The organism is Streptomyces sp. NPDC104096 (genome assembly GCF_055584385.1).
On record NZ_JBVJMD010000022.1, the window covers coordinates 98,424 to 109,591 of the forward strand.

The 11,168-nt window shown below is 73.3% G+C and carries 10 protein-coding genes; 4 read left to right on the forward strand and 6 right to left on the reverse strand.

The features are described 5' to 3' along the window. Positions 1-21: 21 nt before the first annotated feature. The 4 genes from ACZ60B_RS22895 to ACZ60B_RS22910 are packed head-to-tail and all read right to left on the reverse strand — an operon-like array spanning position 22 to position 4,123. A complete protein-coding gene (locus ACZ60B_RS22895; RefSeq protein WP_469389735.1) occupies positions 22-822 on the reverse strand; it encodes an FMN-binding protein in 801 nt (266 codons plus the stop codon). Positions 823-841: 19 nt separating this feature from the next. Next, the gene (locus tag ACZ60B_RS22900) at positions 842-2,224 is read right to left on the reverse strand and encodes a ferredoxin reductase family protein (protein WP_469389737.1); all 1,383 of its coding nucleotides are present in this window, start codon (positions 2,222-2,224) and stop codon (positions 842-844) included. A 59-nt stretch (positions 2,225-2,283) separates the two neighbouring features. Continuing rightward, positions 2,284-2,763 carry an FMN-binding protein gene (locus ACZ60B_RS22905; RefSeq protein WP_469389739.1) on the reverse strand — a complete coding sequence of 160 codons (480 nt, stop codon included), beginning with the start codon at positions 2,761-2,763 and terminating at the stop codon, positions 2,284-2,286. A 7-nt stretch (positions 2,764-2,770) separates the two neighbouring features. Further along, positions 2,771-4,123 (reverse strand): ferredoxin reductase family protein, encoded by a 1,353-nt coding sequence (locus ACZ60B_RS22910; protein ID WP_469389742.1) that lies wholly within the window; start codon positions 4,121-4,123, stop codon positions 2,771-2,773. Positions 4,124-4,282: 159 nt separating this feature from the next. On the opposite strand from ACZ60B_RS22910, the gene ACZ60B_RS22915 reads away from it, so the two are divergent. Next, positions 4,283-5,023 carry a response regulator transcription factor gene (locus tag ACZ60B_RS22915; RefSeq protein WP_469389744.1) on the forward strand — a complete coding sequence of 247 codons (741 nt, stop codon included), beginning with the start codon at positions 4,283-4,285 and terminating at the stop codon, positions 5,021-5,023. Positions 5,024-5,027: 4 nt separating this feature from the next. Further along, positions 5,028-6,632 carry a sensor histidine kinase gene (locus ACZ60B_RS22920; RefSeq protein WP_469389746.1) on the forward strand — a complete coding sequence of 535 codons (1,605 nt, stop codon included), beginning with the start codon at positions 5,028-5,030 and terminating at the stop codon, positions 6,630-6,632. On the opposite strand, the gene ACZ60B_RS22925 is transcribed toward ACZ60B_RS22920, so the two are convergent. Continuing rightward, positions 6,619-7,323, reverse strand: coding sequence for a L,D-transpeptidase family protein (locus ACZ60B_RS22925; protein WP_469389748.1), 705 nt, complete (start codon positions 7,321-7,323; stop codon positions 6,619-6,621). The two genes, ACZ60B_RS22920 and ACZ60B_RS22925, sit on opposite strands and share 14 nt — an antisense overlap. A 118-nt stretch (positions 7,324-7,441) precedes the next feature. Beyond that, complete coding sequence (locus ACZ60B_RS22930; RefSeq protein ID WP_469389750.1) at positions 7,442-8,290, reverse strand: hypothetical protein; 849 nt, start codon at positions 8,288-8,290, stop codon at positions 7,442-7,444. Between the two features lie 230 nt (positions 8,291-8,520). On the opposite strand from ACZ60B_RS22930, the gene argH reads away from it, so the two are divergent. Then, positions 8,521-9,951, forward strand: a complete 1,431-nt coding sequence (gene argH / locus ACZ60B_RS22935) for an argininosuccinate lyase (protein ID WP_469389752.1) — start codon at positions 8,521-8,523, stop codon at positions 9,949-9,951. A 162-nt stretch (positions 9,952-10,113) separates the two neighbouring features. After that, entirely contained in the window at positions 10,114-11,085 is a 972-nt protein-coding gene (locus tag ACZ60B_RS22940; protein WP_469389753.1) for an aldo/keto reductase, read from the forward strand. Positions 11,086-11,168: the final 83 nt, after the last annotated feature.

An 11,168-nucleotide genomic window follows, 5' to 3' on the forward strand; every position in this document is an offset into this window, starting at 1 on the left:
GTCTCCGACTCGGCCACCGACTCAGCCACCGACCTGGTCCAGGGCGGACTGGAGGGACTGCTTGTAGCCGGTGCTGGTGTAGGTCGCCCCCGACACCGCGTCGATGTCCGCGCTGCCGGCCGCCACCGCCTCCTGGTTGAGCTTCGGTACGGACAGTTCGGTCTTCTGGCTGCTGGTGCCGCCGCTGGGCGCCTGCACCGCCTCCGCCTTGGTGATCTTGCCGCCGCTGACCGTGATCCGGACCTGGACCGGGCCGTACTGGGTCTGCGCCACGCTGCCGGTGACGGTACGGGCCTGCGCGGCCGGGGCCGAGGCCTTGCCGCCGCCGTTGCCGCTCCCCGTGTTGCCCCCCGTCGAGGAGCCGCCCGCGGCCTTCGCCTGGTCCAGCGCGGACTGGAGGGACTGCTTGTAGCCGGCGCTGGTGTACGTGGCGCCGGAGACGGCGTCGATGTCCGCGCTCTGCGCGGCGACCGCCTCCTGGTTGAGCTTGGGCACGGACAGTTCGGTCTTCTGGCTGCTGGTGCCGCCGCTGGGCGCCTGCACCGCCTCCGCCTTGGTGATCTTGCCGCCGCTCATGGTCAGGCGCACCTGGACGGGACCGTACTGGGTCTGGGCCACGCGTCCGGTGACGGTGCCGGACCCGGCGGCCGCGGCGCCGCCCTGGGCCGACTCCTGTGCCGCGGCCGTCTGCTGCGGGATCGCGCCGGCGGCCTGCGCGGCGTTCGGGTCGGTCGTCGGCTTCAGCGACAGCAGCAGCACGATTCCGGACACGGTGGCGGCGGTCGCGAGCACGATACGCCGCAGGGGGTGGCTCTTCTTCATCGCTCCTGGCTCCCGTCGCTCACATCTCGAACGACTCGTGATGGATGCGCCGGGCGGGGACCCCCGCGCCGCGCAGTGCCTCGTACACCTGCTGGGCGAAGCCGGGCGGCCCGCACATGAAGACGTCGTGGCGCTCGATGTCCCCGATCTTGCGGCGCAGCGTCTCGGCGGAGATGTCGGGGCGCTCGCCCTCGGGGCTGTTGACCGCGTACATCAGCCGGGCGCCACGCTCGGCGGCGATCTTGGACAGCTCGTCCCACAGCGCCAGGTCCTGGGTGGTGTTGGCGCGGTAGAGCAGGGTGATGTCACCGGCCGCGCCGGGCAGCGTCTCGAACAGCGCCCGCATCGGGGTGATGCCGACCCCTCCCGCGACCAGCAGCACCTTGCCCTGGCTGCGCCGGGAGGCGGTCATCGCCCCGTACGGGCCCTCGGCCCACACCCGGGTGCCGGGCTGCAACTTGCGCAGCGCGGCGCTGTGGTCGCCGATCGCCTTGACGGTGATCCGCAGCATGTCCGGGCGGGGCGCCGCCGACAGCGAGTACGGGTGCGAGCTGAAGCGCATGCCCGGGGCCAGGAACCGCCAGCGGAAGAAGTGACCCGCCTCCGCGCCCATCCGGTGCAGCCTGCGTCCGCCGATCAGCACCGACACGATGCCGGGCGTCTCCTCGATGACCGCCTCGACCCGCATCCGGTGCCGCAGGTTCAGCCGGATCGGGGTGAGGATGCGGTACCAGAGGACCAGCGCGGTGACCGAGCCGTACAGCGCGTACCACGCGGTCTTCGCGACCGGCTCCACGGCGAAGTCGTTGCCGGTGGTGATCTGGTGCCAGAACGTCAGGAACACGGCCGCGTACGTCATCAGATGGATGTGGTACCAGGTGTCGTACGGCATCAGCCTGCGGATGCCGCCGACCGACACCAGTCCGATGACGACCAGCAGGCCCGTGCCGATGGCGGCCTTGCCCATGTCCGGGAGCTGGTTGATGGAGTCGATCGTCTGCTGGACGATGTCGCCCAGCGTCCTGCCGCCCTGGAGCGCGTAGCCCCACATGGTGAGGAAGACGTGCGCGATGACCAGGGACAGCGTGTAGCGGCCGCTCATCGCGTGCCAGCGGGCCACCCGGTCGGAGCCCACCCGCCGCTCCAGCGCGGGGACCCGGGCCATCTGCAGGACGACGAGCGCCATCAGGTACCCGGCCAGCAGACCGGTGATCCGGCCCGCGTTGAGGATCTTGCTGTTGTCGTCGGCGATCGACGGTGTGTTGTGCCACCACAGCCACAGGACCCCCATCGCGCCCGCCCATACGGCGAGCAGCAGGGGGACGGCAGGGGAGCGGCGCGGACGGATGCGGCGCATCGTCTGGCGTCGGGCGGCACGGCCGCCCGCGAGCGTGGTGGTCACGGTTCCTCCGTGGAGACTTGACCCTTGGCCCACACATACGTGCGGAGTCTCCCGAGTGTTCAGCTTTCCGCCGAGTCGAGTGCGGACTGGAGTGACCGGCGGTAACCGTCGCTCGTGTACGTCGCCCCCGAGACGGTGTCGATGTCCGCGCTCTGCGCCGCCAGCGCCTCCCGTCGCAGCTCGGGGACGGCGTAGCTGTTGATCTCCTGGTCCCGCGGGTTCTCCTGCGGGTAGGTGACCGCGGTGACCTCGGTCAGCCTGCCGTCCTTCAGGGTGATCCGCACCTGGACGGGGCCCCAACGGGTCTGGACGGTCTCCCCGGTGACGGTCCTGGTGCCCGACGAACCGGACGAACCCGAGCCGGTGGAACCGGAGGAGCCGGCCGCGCCCGACCCGGCCGAGGCGGCGGGCGGGACGGCCACCGCCACGGCCGTGCTCGTGTGCGGCTTCAACGACAGCAGCAGGACCGTTCCGCAGACGGTGGCGGCTCCGGACAGCACGATCCGGCGCAGGGGACGGTTCTTCCTCAACGGGTGCACGACGGCCTCACAGTTCGAACGACTCGTGGTGGATACGGCGGTCCGGCACGCCGGCGGCGCGCAGCTCCCGGTACACGTCCTGGGCGAAGGAGTGCGGACCGCACAGGTACACGTCGTGCCCGGCCAGACCGGTGACGGCCGAGCGCAGCGCACCGGCGGAGAGGTCGGGGCGCTCCCCCCGGGGGCCGTTGAGCGCGTAGAGCACCTTCGCGCCGCGTCGGCGCGCCAGCGCCTCCAGTTCCTGGCCCAGCGCGAGGTCCTCGGCGGTGCGCGCCCGGTACAGCAGGGTCACCTCGCCCGGCAGCGTCTCGAACAGCGCGCGCAACGGGGTGATCCCGACCCCGCCCGCGATCAGCAGCGACCGGGCGGCGGTGCGCCGGTCGGCGGTCATCGACCCGTACGGCCCCTCCGCCCACACCCGGGTGCCCGGCCGCAGCAGGGACACCGCCGCGCTGTGCCCGCCGAGCGCCTTGACCGTGATGCGCATCAGGTCCGGGCGGGGCGGCGCGGACAGGGAGTACGGCGTCGACGTCCAGCCCATGCCCTCCCCGAGGAACCGCCACCGGAAGAACTGGCCCGCCCGGGCGCCCGTCTCGTCCAGCCGCTCACCGCGCACCACGACCGAGTACACGCCCGGCGCCTCCCGCTGCACGGACTCGACCCGCATCCGGTGGCGCCGGTTGAACCGCACCGGTTCCAGGACCCGGAACCAGAGCACCAGGGCCGCGACGCCGAGGTACAGCACGTACCAGGCCGCCGTGGCGACCGCGTCGCCGTTGAAGTCGTCGCCGAGCGTCAGCTGGTGGCCGAAGGCGAGGAACACCGCGGCGTACGTGAGCAGGTGGACGTAGTACCAGAACTCGTAGCTGGTCCGGCGGCGCGCGGCACGGGCCGAGGTGACGCCGACCGCGAACAGGATCACGGTGGCCGCGGTGGCCTTCAGCATGTCCGGGTAGTCCAGGACCACGGTCACCGTCTCGTGCAGGACCGACTGGCGGTCCTGGGCGGCGTACCCGGCGAGGATCAGCACGAGGTGCGCCACCAGCAGACAGACGGTGTACCGACCCGCCATGGCGTGCCAGCGGGCCACCCGGTCCGAGCCGATCCGCCGCTCCAGCAGCGGCACCCGCGCCATCAGGCCCACCAGCACCGCGCACGCGTACCCGCACAGCAGCCCGGCGATCCGGCCGGCGCCGGTCAGCCAGCCCGCCGCGCCGATCACGGAACCGGTGTCCGACCACCACAGCGCGAGCACGGCGAACGCCCCCGCCCACAGCAGCGCGAGCACCGGACCCGCGGGGGAGCGCCGGGCGGCCGGTGGTCGGGCGGTCGCCGCCCGACGCTCGTCCACGGTGGTCATATGTGCGTCCTTCCGTCCTGCCGTCCGTTCCGTCCGCCACTGTGCGGGTCGAACCTCTGAGATCGCTCTGAGCGGGCGCCCCGCACTGCGGACTCAGAGGAAACTCACAGTGGCCACGGGCGCCGGGCGCCGTCCCGAGGGGTGATGCTGGTGAGAGCCATGAACACCACCCGCTCCGGCCATCCGGCCGTGACCCGTCCCGACGGCACACCGCTGCGCGTCCTCGTCGTCGACGACGACCCCGACCTCGCCGAGGTGCTGTCCGGCGCGCTGCGCTACGAGGGCTGGCGGGTGCGTACGGCCGGCGACGGCGCGACCGCGCTCGCCGAGGCCCGCGAACTGATGCCCGACGCCGTCGTCCTCGACGTGATGCTCCCCGACACCGACGGCTTCGCCGTGCTGCGCGCCCTGCACGAGGTGACGCCGGACGTCTGTGTGCTCTTCCTCACCGCCCGCGACGCGGTCGAGGACCGCATCGCGGGCATCACGGCGGGTGGCGACGACTACGTCACCAAGCCCTTCAGCCTGGAGGAGGTCGTCGCCCGGGTCCGGGGACTGCTGCGCCGCGCCGGGATCGCCCGCCGGCAGGACGACGGTCCCCGCCTGACCGTCGGCGAGCTGGTGATGGACGAGGAGGCCCGCGAGGTCACCCGCGCGGGAGAGCTGATCGAGTTGTCGCCGACCGAGTTCGAGCTGCTGCGCCTGCTGATGCGCAACCCGCGGCGGGTGCTCAGCAAGGCGCAGATCCTCGACCGCGTCTGGTCGTACGACTTCGGCGGCCGCGCCCACGTCGTCGAGCTGTACATCTCGTACCTGCGCAAGAAGGTGGACGCGGGCCGCGAGCCGATGATCCACACGGTGCGCGGGGCGGGGTACGTCCTCAAGCCGGTGGTCCGGTGAGCCGATGACACCGCGACCGCGCCCGGGATCCCGCCCGCGCCTGCGCCTGAACCTGCCCCCGCGCCTGCGCCTGCGCCTGCGTCCGCGCTCGGCCGCGGGCCGGGCCGCGCGGTCGGGGGCGCGTCCGCTGCTGGGTCGGCTGCCCGGGCCGCGCACGCTGCGGGCCCGGCTCACCCTCGGCCTGGTGGTGCTGCTGGCGATCAGCTGCGCCGCGGTCGGCGTGGCCGCCGTCGTCGGGCTGAACGGCTTCCTCACCAGCCGCCTCGACGAGCAGCTCGGCGGCGTCGGGACCCGGTTCCCGGCGAGCCTGGAGCACCCGGGCCGACTGCGCGACGACCACGACGGCGACGAGTACGGCGACACCCGCCGGCAGGTCACGGGCACCTTCGGCGCCCGTCTGGTCGGCGGCACGGTCACCAACGCGGCCGTCGTCCCCGGCGGCGAGGCCACCACCATCCTGGACGTGCCCCTGACCGCCGGGGACCGCGGGCGGCTCGCCGCGGTCCCGGCCGACGGCAGGGGCCACACGGTCGCGCTCTCCGCCCTCGACGACTACCGGCTCATGGCGGCCCGGGGCCTCGACGGCGACGTACTGGTCACCGGGCTGCCGCTGGAGCCGGTCCAGGCCACCGTCCACCGGCTGGAACTGGTCGCCGGGATCGTCTTCGCCCTCGCCCTGGCCGCCACCGGTGTGGCCGGCGCCCTCTGGGTGCGCTGGTCGCTGCGCCCGCTCAGCAGGGTCGCGGCCACCGCGACCAGGGTCGCCGAACTGTCGCTGGCCAGCGGCGAGGTCGCGCTGCCGCCACGGGCCCCCGAGTCCGACCCGCGCGGCGAGGTGGGCCGGCTCGCCGCCGCCTTCAACCGGATGCTCGGCCATGTCGAGGACGCGCTGACCAAGCGCCACGCCAGCGAGGAACGGCTGCGCAGCTTCGCGGCCGACGCCAGCCACGAACTGCGCACCCCGGTGGCCTCGGTACGCGGGCACGCCGAGCTCGCCCTGCTGCACCCGGGGCCCGTGCCGGCGCAGATCACCCATGCCCTGGAACGCATCGCCGCCGAGTCGTCCCGGATGGGCGAGATGGTCGACGACCTGCTCCTGCTGGCCCGGCTGGACGCCGGACGCCCCCTCGAACGCCTGCCGGTCGACCTCACCCGCCTGGTCCTGGACGCGGTCACCGACGCCCGGGTGGCCGGCCCCGGCCATCGCTGGACCCTGGAGCTCCCGGAGAACCCGGTCACGGTGACCGGCGACGCCCACCGGCTGCACCAGGTGCTGGCCAACCTGCTGGCCAACGCGCGGCTGCACACCCCCGCGGGCACCGAGGCCACGGTGACCCTGGAGGCCGACGCCGAGGCGGCCGTCCTCGCGGTCCACGACAACGGCCCCGGCGTCCCCGACGACATCAGGCCGGGCGTCTTCGAACGCTTCACCCGCGCCGACCGCCGCCGTACGGAGGCCTCCGGCGGCGGCGCCGGACTCGGCCTGTCGATCGTGGCGGCCGTGGTGGACGCGCACGCCGGGAACGTGGACCTGACGAGCCGCCCGGGAGCGACGACCTTCACGGTACGGCTGCCCCGGCAGCGCCCGCCGGACGTCAGTACCGCGTGATCGCCGTCGCCCCGCTGCGCGTACCGATCGCGATGTGCGGGCGCAGCGCCGGGTCGGCCCAGCGCAGCAGCGCGCGCATCGCGTCCACCGGGACCGACACGCAACCCGCCGTCGCCCCGGCCCCGTTGACGTGCAGGAAGATCCCGGCGCCACGCCCGCGCACCGGCTGGGCGTAGTTGAAGCCGACGACGAGCGCGTACGCGTACTGCTTCGTGTAGGCGATCAGGTGCTCGGACTCGGCGGCCCGGCAGTCGGCCGGGCGGGGCTCGGTGAAGCGGTTGTAGGACCGGGAGTCGTTGTCCTGGCACCACCACGAGGTCTCCCGGACCGGCCGGTAGGCGACCTCGGTCCCGGCCGGGGCCGGCTCGATCCCGAAGCCGAACGGCAGGTCGTACAGCCCCGTCGGGGTCGTGTTCGTCCCCTGGGAGCGCGAGGCGCCCTCCGCCAGTCCCCTCGCCCCGAACCGGGCCGGTGCGGAACCGGCCCGCACCCACCGCCCGTCGCGCAGGTCCCACCAGGCGAGCGTGCCCGACGTGGCGTCGGTCGAGGGGGCCTGAGCGGTGATCAGCTGACGGCCGCCGCCGGTGTCCGCCAACTGCGCGGGCAGCGGCGGGTCCGCACCGGGGGCGGCGGCGCCCAGCAGCAGGAAGGACAGCGAGACGAGCGAGGCGGCGACGGCACCAGGGCGCATGATCAGAAGCTAGACGGCACCACCGGCGGCGGCAGCCCGGGTGGTCCGTCCGGGCCCCGGCGTGCCGCGGCCGCCCCGGTCGGCGTGCTCCCGGGGCGGCCGCGGCGTGTCCGTCACCTCACTTGTTCAGGGTGCAGGCGGCGAGGGCGTCGAGGCCCTGGGGCTTGGCGGCGGTGCGGCCGATGGAGATGGCGATGCGGTCGATGGTGGAGACGCGCTTGTCCTTGAGGGGGCCGAGGATGGCGTTCTGGACGAAGTTGGGTCCGCCCTGGCCGACGGTGTTGACGAGGCGGGTGTTGGCCTCGTTGATCTGGGTCTGGAGCAGGGCGAGGTTGCGGTCGACCTCGGCCTTGGCCGTGGCCGGGATCGCGGGCAGCTCGGAGGCGACGTCCGGGCAGCTGATGGTCCCGACGCCGCTCGCGCCGGCGTTGCCCGCCGGGGCGGTCGCGGCCGCGGTGGCGGTCGCGCCGGACGTGGCTCCGGCGTTCGCTCCGGCGTTCGCCCCGGTGCCCGCCGCACCGCCCGCGTTGAGGGTGCAGGCGGCGAGGGCGTCGAGGCCCTGGGGCTTGGCGGCGGTGCGGCCGATGGAGATGGCGATGCGGTCGATGGTGGAGACGCGCTTGTCCTTGAGGGGGCCGAGGATGGCGTTCTGGACGAAGTTGGGTCCGCCCTGGCCGACGGTGTTGACGAGGCGGGTGTTGGCCTCGTTGATCTGGGTCTGGAGCAGGGCGAGGTTGCGGTCGACCTCGGCCTTGGCCGTGGCCGGGATCGCGGGCAGCTCGGAGGCGACGTCCGGGCAGCTGATGGTGCCCGGATCGGCCAGCGTCCGGGCGTTGGTGCCGCCGTTGCCGGACGACGGGCCGGCCAAGGCGGAACCGGCGATGACCGCGCCGGACAGCGCCACGGCCGCGGCGCCGCCGATGATCGCGACACGGCGCTTGTTGTACTTCGGAAGTGCCCTGGACATGCGATGGCCTCACTCGGTTCGGGGGTGTCTTCGTCTGGCAACGCGGCGCCTGCGTTCGGGCAGAGATACGTGAAAGCGTTTTCCCGCGTTCAACAGGTCGGGGAAAAGTCCGCCGGGAATCCCCGCGACCCCCGGAGATTGACGAATCATGCAGAGTTCCGCATAATCATGCAGGCAAGGTCGCGCACGCGGAGCCGGCCGCACATCACCACTTACGAGGAGCAACGCGAGTGAGCAGCAACAGCGGTGACGTACGGCTCTGGGGCGGCCGTTTCGCCGACGGTCCCGCCGAGGCCCTGGCAAAGCTGTCCGCGTCCGTCCACTTCGACTGGCGGCTCGCGCCGTACGACATCGCGGGTTCGCGTGCCCACGCGCGCGTGCTGCACAAGGCGGGGCTCCTCACGGACGACGAACTGACCCGGATGCTGGCGGGCCTCGACCGCCTGGAGGCGGACGTCGCGGACGGCTCCTTCGTCGGCACGGTCGCCGACGAGGACGTCCACACCGCCCTCGAACGGGGTCTGCTGGAGCGCCTCGGCCCCGACCTCGGCGGCAAACTGCGCGCGGGCCGGTCCCGCAACGACCAGGTGGCCACCCTCTTCCGGATGTACCTGCGCGACCACGCCCGGATCGTCGGCGGCCTGATCGCCGACCTCCAGGACGCGCTGATCGGTCTGGCCGAGGCCCACCCGGACGTGGCGATGCCCGGCCGCACCCACCTCCAGCACGCCCAGCCGGTGCTCTTCGCCCACCATGTGCTCGCCCACGTCCAGTCGCTGTCGCGGGACGCCGAACGCCTGCGCCAGTGGGACGAGCGGACCGCCGTGTCGCCGTACGGCGCGGGCGCGCTCGCCGGCAGCAGCCTCGGCCTGGACCCGGAGGCGGTCGCCGCGGACCTCGGCTTCGAGCGCGGCAGCGTCGGCAACTCCATCGACGGCACGGCCTCCCGCGACTTCGCCGCCGAGTTCGCCTTCATCACCGCGATGATCGGGGTCAACCTCTCCCGGATCGCCGAGGAGATCATCATCTGGAACACGAAGGAGTTCTCCTTCGTGACCCTGCACGACGCGTTCTCCACGGGTTCGTCGATCATGCCGCAGAAGAAGAACCCCGACATCGCCGAGCTGGCGCGCGGCAAGTCGGGCCGGCTGATCGGCAACCTGACCGGCCTCATGGCCACGCTCAAGGCCCTCCCGCTCGCGTACAACCGCGACCTCCAGGAGGACAAGGAGCCGGTCTTCGACTCCTGCGACCAGCTCGAGGTCCTGCTCCCGGCCTTCACCGGCATGATCGCCACCCTCACCGTCCACCGCGAGCGGATGGAGGAGCTGGCCCCGGCGGGCTTCTCCCTCGCGACCGACATCGCGGAGTGGCTGGTCAAGCAGGGTGTGCCGTTCCGGGTGGCGCACGAGGTGGCCGGCGAGTGCGTGAAGGCCGCCGAGGCCGAGGGCAAGGAGCTCGACGAACTGACGGACGAGCAGTTCGCGAAGATCTCCGTCCACCTCACCCCCGAGGTGCGCTCGGTCCTCAACGTCCCCGGAGCCCTGGCCTCCCGCAACGGCCGCGGCGGTACGGCGCCGGAGGCGGTCGCCGTCCAGCTCGCCGAGGTGCAGGCGGACGTGGCGGCCCAGCACGCCTGGGCGGACGCCGGGAAGCGGTGACGGTCCGACGGCCGATCCCCCGTCCCGCGGCTCCACGCGGGGCCGGGGGACACGGAGAACACCGCGCCGCCGGACCACCCGGCGGCGCGCTCACGTTTCACCGTCACCAGGGCGGTTAGGTTTGGTTCCAGCCGCAAGGAGCCGACCGAACCGGAGCCAGCGATGCCGTTCACCCGCCTCGCCACCGCCACGACGCCCACCTGTCATCTCGGCCTCGGTCTCGCCGCCGTCGGCCGACCCGGTTACATCAACCTCGGCCGGGAGCAGGACCTGCCGTCCGTGCGCAGTGTCGACGCCCTGCGCGAGCGGACCCACGAACTGCTGGACGCCGCCTACGCCCAGGGTGTGCGCTACTTCGACGCCGCCCGCTCCTACGGCCGCGCGGAGGAGTTCCTCGCCGAGTGGCTGACCGCGCACCCCGAGGCCGACGACGTCGTCGTCGGCAGCAAGTGGGGCTACACGTACACCGCCGACTGGTCCGTCGAGGCCGAGCGGCACGAGGTCAAGGACCACGGTCTCGCGACGTACGAGCGGCAGCGCGCCGAGACCGACGCCCTGCTCGGCGACCGGCTCGACCTCCACCAGATCCACTCGGTGACCCCGGACAGCCCGGCCCTCACCGACAAGGAACTGCACGCGAAGCTCGCGGAGTCGGCCGCCCGGGGCGTCACCGTCGGCTTCTCCACCAGCGGCCCGGACCAGGCCGAGGCCATCCGGGCCGCGCTCGCCGTCACGGTCGAGGGCGAGCCCCTCTTCCGTACCGTCCAGGCGACGTACAACGCCCTGGAGACCTCCGCCGCCCCGGCCCTCGCCGAGGCGCACGACGCCGGGCTCACGGTGATCGTCAAGGAGGGCGTGGCCAACGGACGGCTCGCGGAGCCGTACGCGCCGCGGGTGCTGAAGGAGGTGGCGGCGGAGGTCTCCCTCGGCTGCGACGCGGTCGCCCTCGCCCTGGTGCTGCGCCGGCCCTGGGCCGGGGTCGTCCTGTCCGGTGCCGCGACCGTCGGCCAGCTCGCCTCCAACCTGCACGCGGCCGTCGTGGACCTCGACGAGGACCGCCTGGCCCGGCTGGCCACGCTGGTGGAGGAGCCGCACGCGTACTGGGAGCGGCGCGGGCAGCTGCGCTGGCACTGAGCGCTTCGAACAGAAGTGGGGCCCGCCGCCCCCGACCGCCGCGGTCCAGGACCCGCCACGGTGGGTCACGCATGCCGTCGACG

What these genes read in the sequence shown, in the direction of transcription:
- ACZ60B_RS22895 (WP_469389735.1), bottom strand. Translation starts at nt 822, where the DNA reads ATGAAGAAGAGCCACCCCCTGCGGCGTATCGTGCTCGCGACCGCCGCC.
- ACZ60B_RS22910 (WP_469389742.1), bottom strand. Translation starts at nt 4,123, where the DNA reads ATGACCACCGTGGACGAGCGTCGGGCGGCGACCGCCCGACCACCGGCC.
- ACZ60B_RS22915 (WP_469389744.1), top strand. Translation starts at nt 4,283, where the DNA reads ATGAACACCACCCGCTCCGGCCATCCGGCCGTGACCCGTCCCGACGGC.
- ACZ60B_RS22920 (WP_469389746.1), top strand. Translation starts at nt 5,028, where the DNA reads ATGACACCGCGACCGCGCCCGGGATCCCGCCCGCGCCTGCGCCTGAAC.
- ACZ60B_RS22925 (WP_469389748.1), bottom strand. Translation starts at nt 7,323, where the DNA reads ATGCGCCCTGGTGCCGTCGCCGCCTCGCTCGTCTCGCTGTCCTTCCTG.
- ACZ60B_RS22930 (WP_469389750.1), bottom strand. Translation starts at nt 8,290, where the DNA reads ATGTCCAGGGCACTTCCGAAGTACAACAAGCGCCGTGTCGCGATCATC.
- ACZ60B_RS22940 (WP_469389753.1), top strand. Translation starts at nt 10,114, where the DNA reads ATGCCGTTCACCCGCCTCGCCACCGCCACGACGCCCACCTGTCATCTC.